Here is an 18,579-nt window from a genome sequence, read left to right as displayed (position 1 = left end):
AGGCTCGTCGCGTCATTGGTGATCTTCTACAAGCGCCTTTGCAGTTACCTCGTCAGTCAACAGACCGGTCAGATGACCGTTCTTGAGTGCAGCGGTGATCGCTTTGACCTTGTTTGCTCCTCCGGCAATCGCGGTCACTTCGCGTCCTTTCAGGCTTTCGATCGGCGGTGCCATGACCCGTTGGTCGAACTCCGTTTCGATCTGCCGCCCGTCAATGTCGAAGAACTGGCCGAGCAGTTCCGCGACAGCTCCGCTTTCGCGGAGTTCTCTCGTCCTGTTGAGATCATCAATCGCCGTGTCGATGATGCTGCCCGAGTCCGGATCGAGGCTGCCGACGCCCAGCACCACAAGCGAGGCCTCGTCGATCAGGGACATCGTGTCGGCGATGCCGAACTGCTTCATCATCACGGCCTTGTCCTCCGCCGTGTTCGCATAAAGCGGTGCCGGCAGAAGGTGGGCCTCGGCCCCCGTTTTCTGAGCGAGGCGATAAATCACGTCATACGGGTTGGCGGCGAAAGAGCGCGTGAGGCCGCCGAGCACGGACACGAATTGCTTGCCGACCACCGGGTCGCGCCCCATGGCGTTGACCGAAGCCGTCAGGGTCCGGCCGTTGCCGAGCCCGATCGTCTTGTGCCGGCTGCCGCCTGACACCTCCATCAGATACTGCGCGCCGACGGTCGCAAGCGAGCGGAGTGGCATCGGTCCGCTCTCGGGAATTTCCATCGCCACCCGGCAGAACTTGAGGCCGAAGCGCTCCATCAGCTGCCGTTCCAGCATCACGCATTCGGTCGCTTCGACATCGACGAAAATCTGGACCAGGCCGTCGGCCTGCGCCCGCGCGATCAACCGGTGCGCCCGGGTGTTGGTCACGTTCAGATGGCGTGCGACCTCACCTTGTGTGAGCCCGCCGACAAAATGCAGCCACGCTGCGCGTGCCGCGACATCGGGATTGGTTTTTGCGTCGATCGCCATTCCACCACTCGAAGACTGCAAAAAAATGCGTTGGTGAAAAATATTGCAGAATGAGCACGAACGGTCAAGCGTTCAAAAAGACGGCCCCTGAAAGCGGCGCTCGGAAACCGGCCCCACCCGGCAGCCGAAAGATGCAGTCACACGGATCCGCACGTACGGCATCAGGCACTTGGGCCGAGCCGCAGTTTTCGTATTGTTCAGAAGAAAAATCGGGAGTCGGATGCCGGTATTAGCACCGGCGAAGCGGCACTCTCACTTAAGCGCGCGCCTGTCGCTCCGCGACATGATCGCCGGAAACTTACGTGAACTCGGCCACCACAACGCCGGCTTCGCGCAGCATCTGCCGGGAAACCTTGAAACTGTAATCGAGTGCCCCGTCTGCTTCCGGTATCGGCGGAGCAACGATTTTCCGGATGCCGGATTGAATGATGGCACGTCCGCAATCCGCGCAGGGAAACCGGTTGACGTAGAGCGTGCACCCTTCCAGCCGAGCACCCGCGCGCGCTGCATTGTAGATCGCATTGCGTTCCGCGTGCTCGAACCAGAAGAACTTTTCGCCGCTCGGACGGTCGAACCTTGCCGGGTCGGAAGAAGAGACCCCGCGCGCCAGGCCGTTATATCCGGTCGATCTGATCTCGTGCCCGTTGGGAGAGACAATGACGCAGCCCACCTGGAAATCGCGATCCTCGGACCACGCCGAGATCTGATCGCAGAGCGCCATGAAACGCCGGGTCCAGGTGTCTTCGTCCGCCATTGCTTCAGTCCTGTGCGAGGCTCTGCTTCAAGGCCGCTCCGGCCTCTTCGGGAAGCGTCAGGAAAGGCGGCAGCACACGGCGCCATTCCGTGTTCTCCGTCCTTTCCCCGACAAGAAACTTGATACCGGAGATCAGTGTCGGTCCGGCCATCAAACTCCTCTGCCGTGCGATCTCCCCGCAAGCTGCCGGCGCAGGCGCGTCCCGGTTGGACCAGATCTCCCCGGCCCTTGGTGCCGTGTGGTTCAATGTGGCGGATATGCATCCGGCGAAGCCATCTTTGACGGCCGTTTGCAGCGCGGTTTCAGAACTCGGAAAAACGCTCAGGGACGGAGACGCCGCAACGATGGACCTGCAATAATCCAGATCGCCGGACGAATCCTTGATCCCGGCAAAACGGTCAGGCGCAATGGTGGCAAGATCGGAAATGACGTCGACCGGGATCGTGATCCCGGTCATTTGCGGAAAGTTGTAGAAATAGATCCTGATGCCGCGCGACCCCAGGGCATCGTGCAACGCCAGATACCAGCTTTTCAGGCCCGACGGTGTCGCGGGCTTGTAGTAGTAGGGCGGCAGAACCAGCGCCACCTTGTAGCCCAGATCATCCGCGTGTTCGGTCAGCGCAATCGTTTCCCTGAGGGACGGCGTGCCCGTCCCAACCATCAGCTTTTCCTTGGCAAACGCGGCGGCCGCCCAGGTCATCACATCGCGCCGGGCAGCGGCATCAAACGAACTCGCTTCACCGGTCGACCCCAGGACATTGATCCCGTCGCAGCCGTTGTTCAGCACCCAATCGCAGTGCTCCAGGAACAGATCCTTGACGGGAGTGAATGACCGGTCGACCGGGGTTGGAACGGCTGCAACAACGCCTTGCATCAACGCGTGTCCTTTCTGAGATAGTGTTCGGCCAGCGTCGCCAGCCCGGGTGGGTCCTTGAGCGGTTCGTCACCTTTCGACCACCCGCCCGGTTCCAGAAGGGTGTTGGCGCCGTCACGAAACGCTGCATCGTTTATGGCAAGGAAAGCGTGCTGCGCCTCCTCGACCTCGTCGGCATACCGTATCGCATCGACGGGGCAGATGCTCTCGCACATCCCGCACTCGATGCATTCGGTCGGGTGGATGTAGAACATCCGCTCGCCTTCATAGATACAGTCGACCGGGCACACTGTTGTGCATATGCCGTCCTTCACGTCAATACAGGTGCTCGTAATGACGAGTGTCATCCGATCAACGCCCTTTCCAGACCGGCGCCCGCTTTTCCCGAAATGCGGCAACCCCCTCGTCGGCATCATCTGAACAAAGCGCCGCCTCGAGTTCGTCCGTCGGATACCGAAACGCCTCCTGCGCCGCCAGATGCGCCGTCTGACGGTTGATGGCCTTGATCGCCCGCAGGCTGAGCGGAGCACACATCAGCAGCTCGGCCACCCATCGGTCGGTCTCCGCGTCCAGGTCTTCAGGCGGAACGATCGCGTTGATCAATCCGTAACGTTCCAGCTCCGGCGCCGGCAGCAGCCGTCCGGTCATCATCATGCCCATGGCGATGTTTCGCGGAACCAGACGGGGAAGCAGCACCATGCCGCCGTCGAGCGGTACGCGCCCGACCTTCGCTTCCGGCAGCCCGAACCGCGCCGTCTCGGCAGCGATGACGATATCGCACCCCAGAACCATTTCCAGCCCGCCGCCGAGGGCGAGACCGTTGACGCGCGCGATCACTGGGGTCGACATCTGCCGGAGCGCAATCCCCGTGAACCCGGACGCACTGATGTTTTTCCAGTAGTCCACCCCGGTCAGGCCGGTGTCTTCCTTCAGGTCCGCGCCCGCGCAGAAAGCCTTCGGACCGGCGCCAGTGAGAACGACACACCGGATGTCCGGGTTCTGCTCGACCTCTTCCCAGATCTCCGCCAGTCGCGCATGAGCGGCGCTATCGACGGCGTTCAGACGCTCGGGCCGGTTGATGGTCACGCGTGCGACGTGACCATCAACGTTGAAGTCGACACTCATTCGGCCGCCTCGTTGCTGAGGAGCACGGCCAGTTCCTGCAGCACTTCTTCCGTATGTTCCCCGAGTTTCGGAGGAACACGACGGACGACAAGCGGCGCGTCACTCAGATGGACGGGCGAACCCGCGAGGGTGATCTCGCCAAGCACCGGATGGTCGATGGCATGTAGCATGCCGTTGATCTTCGTCTGCGCGTCTGCCAAGGCGTCTCCAAGCGATCGGACGGGGGCGCACAGAAGATCCTGCGCCTCCAGCCGTCCCAGCCAGTAGGCGGACGAGTTCCCGGCAATCGCTTCCCGGAACCGCTGCTGCAGGAACGGTTTGTGCCTGCGCTGCACGTCCAGCGTCGGATAGTCGGGCGACAGGTCGTCGATCTCAAGCGCAGTGCAGATATCCTGCAAGGGGTTCGCCTTGAAGGCGCCGACGATAACGATGGCGCCGTCAGTGGTGTCGAAAACACCGGTCAGCGGCATGGCGGCCCAGTTCAAAACTTCCCTGTGTTTCGACCATTGCGCCGCTTCCTGCATCTGCATCGCGATCATGCTGTCATAGAGTGAGACCTCGACTTTCTGTCCGCGACCCGTTTTGTCGCGCATCAGGAGCGCTGCAAGCACGCCCTGCACGAGATGCATGCCCGCCGAATAGTCGCAAAGCGTCGTCGGATAGATCGATTTCGGAATCGAAGGGTCCTGGGTCTTCTCCATGACCCCTGTCATCGCCTGGGCCAGCACATCCTGCCCGCCCTTGTGGGCGTAGGGGCCGGACGAGCCGAAGCCGGTACCGGAAGCGCAGATGATCCGCGGGTTGAGTTTCGACAGCGCGTCGTAGCCAAAACCCAGCCGGTCCATGACCCCCGCCCGGAAATTGTCGACGACGATGTCGGCCGTCTTCACCAGATCAAGCACCTGCTGGCGGCCCGTTTCGGACTTGGTGTCGATCTCGATCGACCGTTTGTTGCGGTTCAACGAAGCAAAGACGGCATTGTTCAGCGCTTCTTCCGTGCGCTCGCCGTAGAACCCGCGGCTGAGGTCTCCTGCCCCCGGCCGTTCGATCTTGATCACGTCCGCTCCGAAATCACCGAGCATCTGGGTCGCGCAGGGCCCCAGCATGACTTGCGTGAAGTCGATGACCCGAATGCCATCAAGTGGCATGATTTTCTCTGACATGTGAGCCTCTGTTATTCCGCCGCGACGTGATCTTCTATGAGAGCGTTCGGCGACGGTTTGTCTCCCGGATCGGCGCCCTGGGCGCGCATTTGTTTCTGGATGGCCTTGTAGTCGACCATGCGGAGCGGCTGGTTTCCGTCGAGCGCCAGGGCGGCCGCAACGCCCGCAGCTTCACCCTGCGCCATGCAGGGCGGAATTTCGCGCGACAGCTTCTGCGCATCGCTTTCCACGGAATAGTGGCGTCCGGCGACGATCAGGTTGTCGATGCCCCTGGGAAGCAGTGCACGATACGGGGTGTAGTAGTCACGGCCGCGGCACACGGTGTCGGCGAAGTAGCGCCGGGACTTCACGTCGTCCTTGTTGACGACATATTCCCCCTGCAAGAGCCGCGTCTGGCGGATGCCCATCTGCTCGGCAGCTCCCAGCATCGTGGCATTTTCAAAGCCCGGAATGTTTTCCTTCGCGAACGCGTGCAGCTTCATCATGCGCTCACGGCCCTCGATTTCCGAGGCGACCATGTCTTCCACGGACAGCCCGTCATAACCCGGCATGTGCGGGCAGTTGCACCAGACCACCCCCGGGATCGGCGTCTTGAGCCACCACATGCCCCAGGCCCCGCCGATCCTGCGCCGCGCTTCCCGGTCGAGTTTCTTGTACTGCTCCGGCTCTGCGAATTCGAACGCGACGGCCTTGTCGGTGTCGACATTCGCGAGCCGGAAAACGGTCGTGACGATATACTGGCCGTCGATGTAGTCCGCCCCGGCCGCGACCCCGACATCCAGGTCGCCGGTGGCATCGACGACATAACGTGCCCGAATGGCCTGACGCCCGAGCTTGGTCTGGGCGATGACGCCGCTGATCCGGCCGTTTTCCATCAGGACATCCGAGAACCAGCTGTGCGTGCGCAGGTTCACCTTCGCTTCCACCACCATGTCCAGGCTGACCCGTTTCCAGCCGTCCGGGTCGAACGCAACCGCGTGAATGATCGGCTGCGGCATCATCGCCTTGTGAAAGTCGATACACCCCCAGCGCGACCACTTCTGCCACATCTGCCAGTTGGTCTGACAGTCCTCGGACGGCGGGTAGACCGCAGCATCCTGCCGCTCCAGCCGGTCGACGAATTCACTGACAATCCCGGTGGTGACGATCTCGTTGCCCTCGTTGACCATGTCGTCGAGAACGAGAACCATCCCGCCGGACGCCATGCCGCCCAGGTGGTGATAGCGCTCCAGCAACGTGACCGAAGCACCGTTCCGGGCAGCCGAAACTGCAGCAGCGTGACCGGCGGGCCCGGCACCGATCACCACCACATCACAGTCCGCAACGACCGGAACCTGCGCGCCTTCGACCTGAACGGTTGTCGTATGACGTTCTGCCATTGTCCTTGATCCTTTTCCTTGAAATCCAGTTGCCGGCGGCGGCGCTACCAGCGAACAACGAGCTTTTCGGCAACCGAAACAGCCGTGAACAACAGCACCGACAAGCCGGAGGAGACGAAAACGGTCGCGTAGAGAAGCGGTGAGCGGAAATTGAACGTGCTGTCGATGATCAGCGCCCCCAGACCCACATCGGCACCGATCCATTCACCGACGATCGCACCGATCACGCAGGTGGTTGCCGCGATCTTCAGAGCCGAGAACAGGAACGGAAGCGACGACGGCAACCGGATCTTCCAGAAGATCTCCGACTTGGACGCGGACAGGATACGTGCGAGCTCAAGGGTTTGCGGTGACACCGACTGCAGCCCCCGCACCATGTTCACCAGGGTCGGGAAGAAACAGATCAGCGCGGCGATTACGACCTTGGCCGTCATTCCGGCACCGAAAATCAGCACGAGGATCGGAGCGATGGCCAGGATCGGGATCGTGTTGATGAAGACCGCGATCGGAAAGAACGCCATTTCTACCGTCCGGCTATGCACGAAGGCGACCGCGATCAGGATCGCCGCCAGATTGCCGACGGCAAAGCCCGAAAGGCTCTCGATCAGGGTCGGCCAGAAGTTCCGCAAGAGCAGCGTGTACTCATTGGCGAACACGGCAAGGACATCGGTCGGCGCGGGCGCGATATAGGTCGGAACCTCGAAAAGCCGCACCCCGATCTGCCAGACCAGCAAGATCGAGACGGCCGTTCCAAAAGGAATGGCGATCTGAGCCGCTCTCAGCCTTGCCTGTTCGAGCATGCCGAGTTTGTCGTCCTCGACGTCGGGGGAAACCTGGGTCAGAGACATCAGCATTCCTCCAGCAACTGGCGAAGCCGGCCGCAATAGCGGTTGAATTCCGGCGTTTCCCTGAGGGCGATTTTCCGGTCGGGCGGCAGGTCGATATCGACCACGTCCATCACCCGTCCCGGATTGGCGCGCAGCATCAGCACCTTCTGACCGAGGAACACCGCTTCCGAAATCGAATGGGTCACGAACAGGATCGTGACGCCCGTTTCCTGCCAGATCTCGCGCAGCTTCAGGTTCAGAAGATCACGTTTCATTTCGTCCAGCGCACCGAACGGTTCGTCCATCAGCAGCAGCTTCGGTTTGCACACAAGCGCTCTTGCGATTGCGACCCGCTGGCGCATACCGCCGGAAAGTTCGTGCGGCAGGGCGTTTTCACGTCCCTTCAGTCCCACGAGTTCCAGGAGTTCCTGCGGGCTTCGATCCGAAGCGGGGATCTGCAGCCCCCGCTTGCGGCCCATTTCGAGGGGAAGTTCCACATTCTTCAAAGCGCTGCGCCACGGCAGCAAGGTGGCATCCTGGAAGACGAAGGCAAATTCGCGTGCAAGCCGCGCGGCTTCTGTCGACTTGTCGAGGATGGTGACCTCGCCTTCGGCCGCGGGAACCAGGTCCGACACCAATCTCAGCATGGTGGACTTGCCGCACCCGGACGGGCCGAGGATGGTCCAGAACTCGCCTTCGCCGATCTCCAGGCTGATGTTTTTAAGAGCGGTGAAACGTCCGAATTTCACCGAGGCTCCGGACAGGCGGGCCGCAACCTTGCGGCCAGCCGGTTCCTGTTCGGGACATGCGTCCGCGAAATCAGCCAAATGTTGGACGGACATCTTTGGTGGCTTCGAGAATGTCCAGCGTCATGATGTCGGCCACGTCCGGCGCACCGTTGGTGAACTGCTCGAGGCTGTTGTAGGTGTCGATCTGTTCCTGCCAGTTGTCGGCCGTCATGATGCCCCAGCCGCCGGCCTTGGTCTTGTCGTTGAACGAGAAACCCAGGACCAGATCGACCGCCTTCATTTCGCTGTCCTTGTCCAGGTTCGGATAGCGCTCGACGAGCGCGTCGACACCGGCTTCCGGATTTTCATAGACAGCGCCCCAGCCACGTGAGATCGCGCGGATCGCGGCGGTGATCTTGTCGCCGTTCTCCTGCAGCACGTCATCTGTCGTGTAGTAGGGGTTGGCATAGAGCTGGATGCCAGCATCCCAAAGTTTCATGTCGACCCGTTCGTCGCCAAGCACGGAAAGCGCTCCGACATTCGTTTGCCAGCCGGTCGCCACGTCGACCTGCCCGACCTTGAGCGGCGCCATGTCACCGCCCATGACGGAGACTTCGACCTGGCTTTCGTCAATGCCGTTCTTTGCAAGAAGCGCACGCAGCAGGATCCGCGCCGTTCCCTGTGTGGCGACTTTCTTGCCGACGAGATCTTCCGGCTTGCGCACGGGATTGGCTTCCATGGAGAAATAGGTGAACGGGTGTTGCTGATACCCGGCCGCGACGCACTTGATCGGCAGCCCGGCCGAACGGGCCAGCATCAGGGAGGGAGACGACGAAATCGACCCGAAATTGTTGGCGCCGGAAGCAACGGACGCCACGCCGTCGATGTTCGGTCCGCCGGGGATGATCTCCAGCTCAAGGCCTTCCTCGGCAAAATAGCCCAGCTTGTCGGCCATGACCTCGCCGAGAATGCCGTTGGACGCCAGCCAGCCGAGCTGCATCCTGATCTTGAAGTCGGCAGCCGCCGAAGGGCCGACGGAAAGAAAAGTCCCGGTTGTCGCCAGTCCGGCAGCCGCTCCGAGCCCTTGCAAAACGTGCCGGCGATTGAGTCCCCTGTGTGTCATCTGAACGATCTCCTGGTAGGTGTTTTGTCCGTGTCTCCCTTTTTTCTTCAGAGTAGACGCCCGCCAGGCGTTGCGGATAGAATTTAGTTTGGCGCATAGCGATGCCTTTTTTGCATCGTCATAGGGTCATGACCCAAGGTAGAGTTTACATGCACAGCAAGTTTCTGAACTACTTCGACGAAGTCGCGCGGCAGGGCTCCATACGCCGCGCCGCGGCGGTCCTGCACGTGTCGTCGTCCTCCGTGAACAGGAAGATACTCGATATAGAGCAACGTCTCGGTGTGAAGCTGTTCGACCGGCATGCGGAGGGCGTGGAACTCACGGCGGCAGGAGCGGTCGTCCTTGAGCATTGCCGCAAGACGATCTTCGACTACGAAAAGATCCTGCATCTTGTCGCGGATATCAGGGATTTGCGTGCCGGACACATCGACATTGCATCACTCGATTCCGTCGCGCTCAGCCTTCTGCCGTCGGCCATCGATCAGTTCGCCCGCGAATACCCCGATATCACCTATTCGATACAGACCGCCCAGCCGGACGACATCGTCAGAGCCGTCGCCGAGGGCGAGGCCGGGATCGGGATTTCCTTTTGCAACGATCTCCACCCCGGCGTGCGCGTGCGAACGGAGAAGTCCGCACCGATCGGTGCGATCCTGACGGAGAACCATCCGCTGGCGGAACGCGATGCTCTGGACATTGAGGACCTGACACCGTTTCCGCTCATCCGATCCTATGACGCGCTCGCCGAGCGCTCCCTCGTCAATCTTGCCCTGGCCGACAACAACATCCCGCTAAAGACCGCCTGCTTCACCAATTCCCTGCCGCTCGCCCGGTCGATGATCATCAGCGGCCGCGGTATCGGGCTATATTCGAAAATCGGTTTCCTTGAGGAAATCGAAGCCGGAAAGCTGCGCTATATTTCCCTGAAATCAAGTTTTCTGAAGGACCTCAGGATCGGTCTCCTTATCCCCTCGCGGAGCAACCAGACACCGGTCGAAAATGCCCTGTGCCGCATTCTTTCAAAATCTCTCCGGCAGCTTCGGCTGGATTCCTGACTTGAGCCATGTTCAACACCGCGCGTCCGAACAAATTCAGACACGCCATTGCGGGCTGTTCTATCAGGGGATGTCCTAGAGCGCCGTCAGGGACCCGAGGCTTGCGCCACCGCAAACAAAAAGCGTCTGGCCCGTTACCCAGCTGTTCTCCGGGTCGGTGAAAAAAAGCGTCGCGCGGGCAACATCGCCGGCATCTCCCAGACGCTTTGTCGGCAGGGACGCAGCCAGCTTCCTGAACGTTTCGCTTTCTTCCGGAATGTCGGCGGTCAGCATGTCGGTCACCACCGGCCCGGGGGCAATGGCGTTCACGGTGATGCCGTAGCTGCCGAGTTCAAGCGCCCAGGTTCGCGTCATCGAGATGAGGGCCGCCTTCGTACCGGCGTAGACCGTTCGCTGCGACAGACCGACGACCGCGCGCGAAGACATGTTGACGATGCGCCCGAAGGCCTGCGCCTTCATATGCGGCAGCACTGCCTGCACAAGCACGATCGCGGACCTGAGGTGCAGGTTCTGAAGCGTGTCGAATTCCGCGTCGGTGATATCTTCCACCGGCGTGTTGCGCACGACCCCGGCATTGTTGACGAGGATATCGACCTTGTGCGTCTCCCGGATGAGATCGGCGCAGTCCCGGACTGCCTGTGGATCACTGAGATCGACGCAGAGAGACGTCACGTTTTCGGACGCGATCTCCAACGGCCGTCGTGAAACCGAGATGATCTTGCAGCCGCGCTCCAGCAAATGTTCTGCGATGGCCTTGCCGATACCCGTGCTCGCTCCAGTGACAAGCGCCGTCCGTCCCTCATATCCACCCATCATCTTCTCCCGCTCACACCGGCCCTGAAATGGCCGCCCGCATGACCCGCCCATTCTGTCATCCGGTCAACGGGAATTCAATTTATATGAAATTTCATCTAAATCAAACTTCCCTTGAAATGACCGCACCGAATGGGTTCCAGCTCCACGTTCCGAAGAAAAAAGCTCAATAAAACAGGAGCTAACCGCTCCGCAGCACCACTTGAGCCCTTGCTTTTCAGCCTCTTCGGAATTTCTCTTTGACAGAAAAGAAGACAATTAATATGTTTTTTCATATAAATATCGCATCGTGATCAGCATGCGTTATCGGGGAGGACGGGACTTTGAAAGGTGGCTTGGCGACCGTATACGACTATTTCGTCACGGCCCATGATCGCTGGCCCGACCGTCCGATGCTGAACGTGCTGCCCGAGACGGCAAACGCCTACGCAATCCCCTCCGGCGAAATGACCTACGCCGAAGCGATGCGCCGTGTGAGCGACCACGCCACCCGCTTTCAACAGGCCGGCATAGGCGAAGGCATGCGCGTCGCCCTGCTTCTGGAAAACCGGCCCGACTACTTCCTGATCTGGCTTGCGCTCAACAGCCTGCGGGCGTCGGTCGTGCCGATCAATCCCGATCTGCGCGCCAGCGAACTGGAATACCTGATCGGCCATGCGGAGCCGGCACTGATCATCGCCGTGCCGGACCGGCTCGAAGCACTCCGCTCCGCGGTTGGGGAAAGCGGCATCGACGCAGATGTCATTGCGGCGGACGGCGCAATCCCCTCCCCGCGCAAGGACGCGGTCACGGCCCGCCTTTCTGAGAACGGAGACGACCGGGAAGCGGCAGTGCTTTATACATCCGGCACCACGGGCAAGCCCAAGGGCTGTGTTCTAGACAATTCCTATTTCTCGGAAGTCGCGGAGTTTTACGCGGGGCTGGGCGGAATTGCCGACCTCGGCGAAGGCGGCGAACGCATGATCACGCCCCTGCCGATTTTCCACATGAACGCCATGGCCTATTCCTTCATGGCGATGCTGCGTGTCGGCGGATGCCTGACGGCCCTGGACAGGTTCCACCCGCGGACCTGGTGGCAGAGTGTGCGCGACAGCCGGGCAACGTGCCTGCACTATCTTGGCGTGATGCCCTCCATCCTGATGGAAATGCCACCGGGCGAAAACGACCGAAACCACACTGTGCGCTTCGGCTTCGGTGCCGGTGTCGATCCCAAGCTCCACGCGCCGTTCGAAGACCGCTTCGGCTTTCCCCTGAGCGAAGGCTGGGCAATGACGGAAACCGGCGCCGGTGCGGTTATCATGAACAACCAGCCGGACCGGCTTGTCGGCAAGGCCGCGCTCGGCCGCCTGCCGGACTGGCTGGAAGTCCGTCTTGTCGACGAAACCGGAAGTGATGTTCCGGAAGGCGAACCGGGGGAACTGCTTGTCCGGCGAAACGGGGCCGAACCGGCGCGGGGATTTTTCCGCGAGTACTACAAGGATCCGGAGGCAACCGAAAACGCGTGGAAGGACGACTGGTTTCACACCGGTGACGTCGTGCGGCAGGAAGCGAACGGCTTCCTGTTTTTTGTCGACCGCCGGAAGAACGTCATTCGCCGGTCGGGCGAAAACATCGCTGCCGTGGATGTCGAGAGTGTGCTCATGCGCCATCCCGACGTGACGGCCGCAGGAGTCGCACCCGTGCCGGATCCAATTCGCGGCGACGAGGTCTTTGCCTGTCTGACAGTCCGGGATCCCGGGCCTGAAACGGCTGAAGCGATAACCCGCTGGGCTCTCGGCCAGATGGCCTATTACAAGGTGCCGGGATATATTGCCTTCGTGGACAGCCTGCCCCTGACATCGACCCAGAAAATTCAGCGCGCCGAGCTGAAAGCGCTTGCTTTGCATCACCTGGAAAAATCATCGACAATCAATCTGGTGCATCTCAAGAAAAGACAGGTTTCATGAGCCGGACGCGCCTTGGCTACGAAGGGGTGGCAGTCGTCTGCCCTGCGACCGTTCCCTACCAGCGCTTTTCGGTTGAAACAGCGCACTGGTGGATTGCGCGCGCGCTCAAGCAAAGCCTCGATCAGGCAGGACTGAGACCGGGTGATATCGACGGGTTCGCCGTTTCGAGTTTCACCCTGTTCCCCGACAATGCCGTTGGCCTGACCCAGCACCTCGGCCTTTGTCCGCGCTGGCTCGATCATGTCCCGATGGGAGGTGCCTCCGGCATCGTGGCGCTTCGGCGCGCAGCCAGGGCCGTTCAGGCGGGCGACGCCGATATCGTGGCCTGTGTCGCCGGTGACACAAATCATATCGACTCGTTCCGGAACCTTCTGTCGAGCTTCAGCCGGTTCTCCCAGGATGCCTCCTATCCCTACGGGTTTGGCGGCCCGAATGCCAATTTCGCGCTCCTGACGGACCGCTACATGAAGGACTATGGGGCAACCCGCGAGGATTTCGGCCGGATCTGTGTCGCACAGCGCGACAACGCCTTGCGCAATCCAAATGCGCTCATGAAAAAACCGCTCACGCTCGATCAGTATCTGAACGCCCGGCCGATTTCGGATCCGATCGCGCTGTTTGACTGTGTCATGCCCTGCGCCGGGTCGGAGGCGTTCCTGGTCATGACCGTCGAGGAAGCCCGGCGGCGGGATCTGCCCTTCGCGGTGATTGCCGGAACGATCGAGCGGCACAATGCCTTCGCCGACGATCCCATCCAGCTCAGAGGTGGCTGGGCAATGGATATCGACGACCTTTATGGCATGGCAGACTGCGGCCCCTCCGACATCGACCTCCTGCAGACCTATGACGACTATCCGGTGATCTCGATGATGCAGTTCGAGGATCTTGGGTTCTGCGAGAAGGGCGAAGGCAGCCAGTTCGTGCAAAACCGCGACCTGACGATTTCGGGAGACTTCCCGCACAACACCTCCGGCGGCCAGCTTTCTGCAGGTCAGGCCGGGGCCGCTGGCGGCTATATCGGCCTAGTCGAGGCGATCCGCCAGGTCACGGAAAAGGCCGGACCGACGCAGGTTCCAGGCGCATCCCGTGCCATGGTCTCCGGCTTCGGTGTGATCAACTACGACCGCGGCGTCTGTTCCGGTGCAGCGATCATCGAGGGGGGACGCGCATGAGCGAACCGATCGCCCCTCCGGGGAAGAAGAACCCGCAACGGCGGACCGGTGTCCCGCAGACACCGCCGCAGCAGCGCAGCAGGGCAGCTCTTGGTCTGGCCGCAGCGGCAGCGGAGGGACGCTTCATGCTGCAGGTCTGCGGCGCGTGCGGCGCTGTCCAATACCCGCCACGCGATGCCTGCTCCAAATGCCTGTCGGTCGATCTCGACTGGCAGGACGTTTCTCCGGACGGAAAGCTTATCGCGGAGACGCAGGTGCGCGCCACGACGGATCTCTATTTTCGCAGGCAATTGCCGGTGCGCGTTGGAACGGTAAAGCTCGACGTCGGCCCGTCCGTCATATGTCATGTGCACGGCGACGTCGCTGAGAGCGCAGATGTCAGGCTTGCGATCAAGCTGGACCGGTCCGGCCAGGGTGTCATGATGGCACTGCCGGTGAAGGAGACACCTTTTATGGAAGATGATCCGCGGCTCCGCGAAACGAGCTGTACACCCAGGCACCGCCGCGTGCTCATAACCGACGCGCGCAATCCGAACACACCGGCGATCGTCAGTGCCCTGAACTCCGCGGGAGCGGAAAAGGTCTTTGTCGGGCTCTCCGAAGACTGGCGGCCAAACCGCTATCACGACGAGATCATGGCAGTCCCGGGGGTCGAGGTGCTGCCCCTCGATGTCACCGACGGCAAGTCGGTCGAGGAGCTGGCGGCGGAACTTGGCGGCAAGACCGATATCCTGATCAACAATGCCAGATACGTCCGGCCCGGCGGTCTGATGACGCGGAGCGATACCGTCTTTGCGCAAAACGAGATGGACGTGAATTACCTGGGCCTGATGCGTCTCGCACAGGCCTTCGGTCCGGCCATGTGCGCTCGCACCGCCGATGGCACCAATTCAGCGGTCGCCTGGGTGAACATTCTCTCCGCCTATGCCATCGCCAATTTGCCCGACTATGGCTGTTTCTCGGCCTCGAACGCGGCGGCGCTCTCGCTCAGCCAGAACATGCGCGCCGATTTCCGGACATCCGGGCTTCGCGTCCTGAATGTCTTTGTGGGTCCGACGGATGACGACTGGCACCAGGAGCTACCGCCCCCGAAAGTGCCTGCAAAGGCGCTTGCCGGAAGCATCGTGCAGGGCCTCGTCGACGGTCTGGAAGACGTCTATTGCGGCGACGTCGCCAGGGACGTGATCGAACGCTTCCGCGCCTCGCCGAAAATACAGGAACGGGAAATGACGGGGTTCCGCTCATGACTCTGCTGGAAAACCTGGCCGGTGCGCTCGCCGGCGGATCGATCGAGATCGTCGACCTGACCCACACCCTTGACCCGGACTTTCCCGTTATCGTTCTTCCGCCCGAGTTCGGCCAGTGCGCGCGGTTCCGCATGGAAGAGGTGAGCTGCTACGACCACAGGGGCCCCGCCTGGAAATGGCACAACATATCCATGTCGGAGCACACCGGAACGCATTTCGACGCGCCCAGCCACTGGGTCAGCGGCCGCGACGTTGCCAACGGCTCCGTCGACGAAATCCCCGCCGGCAACCTCATGGCCCCCGCCGTCGTCATCGATTGCTCCAAGGGCGCAGCCGGAAACGACGACTTCGAGCTGACGCCGGACATTCTCACTGACTGGGAGCGCACCCATGGCCGCATCCCTGAGGGCTGCTGGGTCCTCATGCGCACGGACTGGTCCCACCGCAGCGGTTCGGCCTATCTGAACATGCGCGACGACGGTCCTCATTCGCCCGGGCCGACACCGGAAGCAATCCGCTTCCTGGTCGATGAACGCAACATTCTCGGCTTCGGCACCGAGACGATCGGCACGGATGCCGGCCAGGGCTCGCATTATACGCCGCCCTATCCCGCGCACTTCTATCTGCATGGTGCAGGCAAATACGGATTGCAGTGCCTCTGCAATCTCGACAGGCTTCCGGCCACCGGCTCAATGCTGGTGACCCCTCCCCTGAAAATCAGGAACGGGACGGGCAGTCCCCTGCGCGTTCTGGCCCTCAAAGAAGTCTGACCGGGCCACCCGAGTGCGGCGGGTCACGAAGCGGCGATACACCGCCGCTTCGTCCGATGTCATGTCAAAGCCGGATTATTCAATCCAGGAATTGACCACGTCCATGTTGTTGGCGACCCAGTCCTCGGCAACGTCGCGCGGGTCCATCTTGTCACGGCCGATTTTCAGGATCCATTCGTTGACAACGGCCGGATCGAGCGCCATCTGGCTCAAGAACTTTGCAACCGGCGGATTGCGTGTTTCCAGCGATTTGGAATAGGCCACGTAGATGCTTGCATCCTCGCTGGCACAGGCGAAGGAGGAAGCTTCGAGCCAGTCTTCCTTGTCGAGATTGACGTTCTCGCAGCCTTCCGTGCGCGCCGGCTCGTCGAGCGGCGTGATGTCGTAGGCGGCGTGGACCCATTCGGGCGTCCAGTAATAGAACAGGATTGGCTGTTCACGCTGCATCGCGGTTTTCAGCTGTGCCTTGAAGGTCGCGTCGGGAAGGATTTCCGGCTCCCAGAGTTCATCAAGGCCGTAGCTCTTGAACTTGACCTGCCACATCCGGGTCGATTTCCAGCCGGCATCGCCGGACCAGTATTCACCCTTGCCGTTGCCGTCCTTGTCGAACATGGCCGCGATTTCGGGATCCTTGAGATCGTCGACCGAGCTGACCTTGTCCGCCATGAAGGACGGGACATACATTTTCTGGGTGCCCTTGTAGGGCTCGTTGTGACCGACCGTCTTGGCGCCGTCGATATACTTGTCCCAGATGGCAGCACGGTTCGGCATCCACAGATCCGTGTAGACGTCCGCGGACCCGTCGCCCTTGTCCATGCCGGCAGCGATGATCGATCCGTCGGAAAGCCCTTCAACGATGACGGCTTCCGAATCGAGCGGGCCGTTGATGACGGCCTGAATGACATGGCCGATGGCCTTTGCACCGGTCCAGGTCAGGTCGCCGATCTTCACCGTCGCATCATCGGCCGCCAGTGCGGAATTTGCGGCAATGAGGGAAAACGCCGTCCCGAACAGAAGATTTCTAGCAAGTTTCATGTTGGTCCCCTTCAAGAAGGTTACAGGGCCCGTGGCCCCGGATTTTGCTCTTATTGGCGATTTGCATTCGCCTTTTGCACCACCCGGTCGATCATCATGGCCAACAGGGCAATTCCTACGCCGGCGAGCACGCCGCGTCCGGTCTCGGTATTCTCAAGGGCCTCGGTCACCACGTAGCCCATGCCACCCGCGCCGATGAGCGCGGCGATGACCACCATGGAGAGGCTCATCATCACGACCTGGTTGATACCGGCCATGATGGATGGAAGGGCGAGCGGCAGCTCCACCTTGAGCAGCAGCTGCCGCGGGTTTGCGCCGAATGCGAGCGCGGCTTCGCGGGTGTTCTCCGCCACCTGCCGGAGCCCGAGCGCCGTCAGCCGCACCATCGGCGGCATGGCAAAAATCACGGTCGCAAGGATCGCGGGCGGCTTGCCGATCGAGAAGAAGGCGATCGCGGGAAGCAGGTAGACGAAGGACGGGATCGTCTGCATCACGTCCAATATCGGGGTGATGATCGTCTGCCCCCGGCTCGACTTGCCGACCCATATCCCGAGAGGCAGTCCGACAACAACGCAGATGATCGAGGCCGCGACCACCAGCGACAGCGTGTCCATGGCCGTCTGCCAGAAGCCGAACAGCGCCAGATAGATCAGCGAGGCACCGACGAAGATGGCCGTTCGTGTTCCCGCCATCTTGTAGGCGACGAAAAGAAGGACACACATGGTGACCGGCCAGGGCGTGCCGACGAAGACGGATGTGATCGCACTCAGCATGCCACGCAGGAACCGCGTGATCCCGTCGAAAAAGGCGCCGTAGAAAACGGTCAGGTAACCGATCCCGTCATCGATCGTCTGCGATGTGTAGGTATTGAGATTGACCGGGGGTGCGTCCTCGGCGGGCGGCGTCCGCAACACGATCCGGTTGCCGTTGTCGTCGCGCGGATACGAAATCTCGTCGGGGCGCTGGATCCAGAAGAGCGTCGGGAATTCGCCGATAACCAGGCAGTCGAATTTTGCCTTGAACGCGACTTCCTCGCCCTGCGCGATGGCGCGGTCCTGACGGATGCAGGCACGCTCGTCGGGCGCGAATTGCGTGCTCCGGTAAAGCATGATCGGAAGAACGAGCACCGAAATCAGCAGTGCGATCAGGAGACGGGACGGCAGGAAATTGCTGTTGACCGCATGCGATATGCGCCATTTCTCGTATTGCTTGGCGTAGAACCGGTCCGCCAGCCAGGCAAACAGCAGCCGCCCGAAAATGAAGACCACGATCGCCCCGATCAGGTGGGTTTGCGACCAGCCCTCGTACCGTTCCACCAGATAGGCCTTGTCCGCGTTGTCGGCCGCCGCCTGCGAATACTTGTAGACCAGCGCCAGATTGATGAGCGCGACGAGATCGACGACGAACCCGATCGTGAACAACAGCCAGTTGCCGCGCAGCGCGGCCCAGATGAAGCTGCCGGCGAGCGCGGCCCGGTTGACGTGGAATCTCGGCAGTTGCGCCTTCTGGATCTTCAGAAAGACATCTGCGTAGTAGTCACCATTCGGTCCGGCGAATTCGGTAATCGGTTTGCGGAAATCCGTTTCATCGGTCATG

At 61.2% G+C, this 18,579-nt stretch carries 18 protein-coding genes; 5 read left to right on the top strand and 13 right to left on the bottom strand.

Going from position 1 to position 18,579, the window contains the following annotated elements:
• Positions 1 to 12: 12 nt before the first annotated feature.
• The 10 genes from ACO08A_RS17245 to ACO08A_RS17200 all read right to left on the bottom strand — a co-directional run bounded on the left by ACO08A_RS17245 (position 13) and on the right by ACO08A_RS17200 (position 8,945).
• Complete coding sequence (locus tag ACO08A_RS17245; RefSeq protein ID WP_422037210.1) at positions 13 to 972, bottom strand: sugar-binding transcriptional regulator; 960 nt, start codon at positions 970 to 972, stop codon at positions 13 to 15.
• 298 nt (positions 973 to 1,270) lie between these two features.
• A complete protein-coding gene (locus ACO08A_RS17240) occupies positions 1,271 to 1,726 on the bottom strand; it encodes a deoxycytidylate deaminase (RefSeq protein WP_422037209.1) in 456 nt (151 codons plus the stop codon).
• Between the two features lie 4 nt (positions 1,727 to 1,730).
• Positions 1,731 to 2,600 (bottom strand): dihydrodipicolinate synthase family protein, encoded by an 870-nt coding sequence (locus tag ACO08A_RS17235; protein WP_422037208.1) that lies wholly within the window; start codon positions 2,598 to 2,600, stop codon positions 1,731 to 1,733.
• On the bottom strand, positions 2,600 to 2,947 hold the full coding sequence (locus tag ACO08A_RS17230; protein ID WP_422037207.1) for a 4Fe-4S dicluster domain-containing protein: 348 nt from the start codon (positions 2,945 to 2,947) through the stop codon (positions 2,600 to 2,602). The genes ACO08A_RS17235 and ACO08A_RS17230 overlap by 1 nt, the downstream gene beginning before the upstream one ends.
• A gap of 4 nt (positions 2,948 to 2,951) precedes the next feature.
• Positions 2,952 to 3,725, bottom strand: a complete 774-nt coding sequence (locus ACO08A_RS17225) for an enoyl-CoA hydratase-related protein (RefSeq protein ID WP_422037206.1) — start codon at positions 3,723 to 3,725, stop codon at positions 2,952 to 2,954.
• Positions 3,722 to 4,888, bottom strand: a complete 1,167-nt coding sequence (locus ACO08A_RS17220; protein WP_422037205.1) for a CaiB/BaiF CoA transferase family protein — start codon at positions 4,886 to 4,888, stop codon at positions 3,722 to 3,724. The genes ACO08A_RS17225 and ACO08A_RS17220 overlap by 4 nt, the downstream gene beginning before the upstream one ends.
• A gap of 11 nt (positions 4,889 to 4,899) precedes the next feature.
• The gene (locus ACO08A_RS17215; protein WP_422037204.1) at positions 4,900 to 6,267 is read right to left on the bottom strand and encodes an FAD-dependent oxidoreductase; all 1,368 of its coding nucleotides are present in this window, start codon (positions 6,265 to 6,267) and stop codon (positions 4,900 to 4,902) included.
• A gap of 44 nt (positions 6,268 to 6,311) precedes the next feature.
• Positions 6,312 to 7,067: an ABC transporter permease gene (locus tag ACO08A_RS17210; protein WP_422041771.1), complete on the bottom strand. Its 756-nt coding sequence runs from the start codon at positions 7,065 to 7,067 to the stop codon at positions 6,312 to 6,314.
• A 47-nt stretch (positions 7,068 to 7,114) separates the two neighbouring features.
• Positions 7,115 to 7,936 carry an ABC transporter ATP-binding protein gene (locus ACO08A_RS17205; RefSeq protein ID WP_422037203.1) on the bottom strand — a complete coding sequence of 274 codons (822 nt, stop codon included), beginning with the start codon at positions 7,934 to 7,936 and terminating at the stop codon, positions 7,115 to 7,117.
• On the bottom strand, positions 7,914 to 8,945 hold the full coding sequence (locus ACO08A_RS17200) for an ABC transporter substrate-binding protein (RefSeq protein WP_422037202.1): 1,032 nt from the start codon (positions 8,943 to 8,945) through the stop codon (positions 7,914 to 7,916). Before ACO08A_RS17200 ends, ACO08A_RS17205 begins: the two co-directional genes overlap by 23 nt.
• Before the next feature lie 149 nt (positions 8,946 to 9,094).
• Between ACO08A_RS17200 and ACO08A_RS17195 the strand changes: the two genes are divergently transcribed.
• Positions 9,095 to 10,000: a LysR family transcriptional regulator gene (locus ACO08A_RS17195; RefSeq protein ID WP_422037201.1), complete on the top strand. Its 906-nt coding sequence runs from the start codon at positions 9,095 to 9,097 to the stop codon at positions 9,998 to 10,000.
• Positions 10,001 to 10,075: 75 nt separating this feature from the next.
• On the opposite strand, the gene ACO08A_RS17190 is transcribed toward ACO08A_RS17195, so the two are convergent.
• Complete coding sequence (locus tag ACO08A_RS17190) at positions 10,076 to 10,813, bottom strand: SDR family NAD(P)-dependent oxidoreductase (protein ID WP_422037200.1); 738 nt, start codon at positions 10,811 to 10,813, stop codon at positions 10,076 to 10,078.
• 335 nt (positions 10,814 to 11,148) lie between these two features.
• Between ACO08A_RS17190 and ACO08A_RS17185 the strand changes: the two genes are divergently transcribed.
• The 4 genes from ACO08A_RS17185 to ACO08A_RS17170 are packed head-to-tail and all read left to right on the top strand — an operon-like array spanning position 11,149 to position 15,948.
• Complete coding sequence (locus ACO08A_RS17185) at positions 11,149 to 12,759, top strand: AMP-binding protein (RefSeq protein WP_422037199.1); 1,611 nt, start codon at positions 11,149 to 11,151, stop codon at positions 12,757 to 12,759.
• Positions 12,756 to 13,931, top strand: coding sequence for a thiolase family protein (locus ACO08A_RS17180; RefSeq protein ID WP_422037198.1), 1,176 nt, complete (start codon positions 12,756 to 12,758; stop codon positions 13,929 to 13,931). Before ACO08A_RS17185 ends, ACO08A_RS17180 begins: the two co-directional genes overlap by 4 nt.
• Positions 13,928 to 15,178: an SDR family NAD(P)-dependent oxidoreductase gene (locus ACO08A_RS17175; RefSeq protein ID WP_422037197.1), complete on the top strand. Its 1,251-nt coding sequence runs from the start codon at positions 13,928 to 13,930 to the stop codon at positions 15,176 to 15,178. Before ACO08A_RS17180 ends, ACO08A_RS17175 begins: the two co-directional genes overlap by 4 nt.
• Entirely contained in the window at positions 15,175 to 15,948 is a 774-nt protein-coding gene (locus ACO08A_RS17170) for a cyclase family protein (RefSeq protein WP_422037196.1), read from the top strand. Before ACO08A_RS17175 ends, ACO08A_RS17170 begins: the two co-directional genes overlap by 4 nt.
• Before the next feature lie 75 nt (positions 15,949 to 16,023).
• On the opposite strand, the gene ACO08A_RS17165 is transcribed toward ACO08A_RS17170, so the two are convergent.
• Entirely contained in the window at positions 16,024 to 16,983 is a 960-nt protein-coding gene (locus ACO08A_RS17165) for a glycine betaine ABC transporter substrate-binding protein (protein ID WP_422037195.1), read from the bottom strand.
• 50 nt (positions 16,984 to 17,033) lie between these two features.
• The gene (locus ACO08A_RS17160) at positions 17,034 to 18,578 is read right to left on the bottom strand and encodes an ABC transporter permease (RefSeq protein ID WP_422037193.1); all 1,545 of its coding nucleotides are present in this window, start codon (positions 18,576 to 18,578) and stop codon (positions 17,034 to 17,036) included.
• Position 18,579: the final 1 nt, after the last annotated feature.

The organism is Roseibium sp. (genome assembly GCF_965232425.1).
Lineage (GTDB): Bacteria > Pseudomonadota > Alphaproteobacteria > Rhizobiales > Stappiaceae > Roseibium.
The sequence above is the reverse complement of the archived record's forward strand: the minus strand, read 5'-3'. Positions and strand labels throughout refer to the sequence as shown.

What these genes read in the sequence shown, in the direction of transcription:
- ACO08A_RS17245 (WP_422037210.1), bottom strand. Translation starts at nt 972, where the DNA reads ATGGCGATCGACGCAAAAACCAATCCCGATGTCGCGGCACGCGCAGCG.
- ACO08A_RS17240 (WP_422037209.1), bottom strand. Translation starts at nt 1,726, where the DNA reads ATGGCGGACGAAGACACCTGGACCCGGCGTTTCATGGCGCTCTGCGAT.
- ACO08A_RS17235 (WP_422037208.1), bottom strand. Translation starts at nt 2,600, where the DNA reads ATGCAAGGCGTTGTTGCAGCCGTTCCAACCCCGGTCGACCGGTCATTC.
- ACO08A_RS17230 (WP_422037207.1), bottom strand. Translation starts at nt 2,947, where the DNA reads ATGACACTCGTCATTACGAGCACCTGTATTGACGTGAAGGACGGCATA.
- ACO08A_RS17225 (WP_422037206.1), bottom strand. Translation starts at nt 3,725, where the DNA reads ATGAGTGTCGACTTCAACGTTGATGGTCACGTCGCACGCGTGACCATC.
- ACO08A_RS17220 (WP_422037205.1), bottom strand. Translation starts at nt 4,888, where the DNA reads ATGTCAGAGAAAATCATGCCACTTGATGGCATTCGGGTCATCGACTTC.
- ACO08A_RS17215 (WP_422037204.1), bottom strand. Translation starts at nt 6,267, where the DNA reads ATGGCAGAACGTCATACGACAACCGTTCAGGTCGAAGGCGCGCAGGTT.
- ACO08A_RS17210 (WP_422041771.1), bottom strand. Translation starts at nt 7,067, where the DNA reads ATGCTCGAACAGGCAAGGCTGAGAGCGGCTCAGATCGCCATTCCTTTT.
- ACO08A_RS17205 (WP_422037203.1), bottom strand. Translation starts at nt 7,936, where the DNA reads ATGTCCGTCCAACATTTGGCTGATTTCGCGGACGCATGTCCCGAACAG.
- ACO08A_RS17200 (WP_422037202.1), bottom strand. Translation starts at nt 8,945, where the DNA reads ATGACACACAGGGGACTCAATCGCCGGCACGTTTTGCAAGGGCTCGGA.
- ACO08A_RS17195 (WP_422037201.1), top strand. Translation starts at nt 9,095, where the DNA reads ATGCACAGCAAGTTTCTGAACTACTTCGACGAAGTCGCGCGGCAGGGC.
- ACO08A_RS17190 (WP_422037200.1), bottom strand. Translation starts at nt 10,813, where the DNA reads ATGGGTGGATATGAGGGACGGACGGCGCTTGTCACTGGAGCGAGCACG.
- ACO08A_RS17180 (WP_422037198.1), top strand. Translation starts at nt 12,756, where the DNA reads ATGAGCCGGACGCGCCTTGGCTACGAAGGGGTGGCAGTCGTCTGCCCT.
- ACO08A_RS17175 (WP_422037197.1), top strand. Translation starts at nt 13,928, where the DNA reads ATGAGCGAACCGATCGCCCCTCCGGGGAAGAAGAACCCGCAACGGCGG.
- ACO08A_RS17170 (WP_422037196.1), top strand. Translation starts at nt 15,175, where the DNA reads ATGACTCTGCTGGAAAACCTGGCCGGTGCGCTCGCCGGCGGATCGATC.
- ACO08A_RS17165 (WP_422037195.1), bottom strand. Translation starts at nt 16,983, where the DNA reads ATGAAACTTGCTAGAAATCTTCTGTTCGGGACGGCGTTTTCCCTCATT.
- ACO08A_RS17160 (WP_422037193.1), bottom strand. Translation starts at nt 18,578, where the DNA reads ATGACCGATGAAACGGATTTCCGCAAACCGATTACCGAATTCGCCGGA.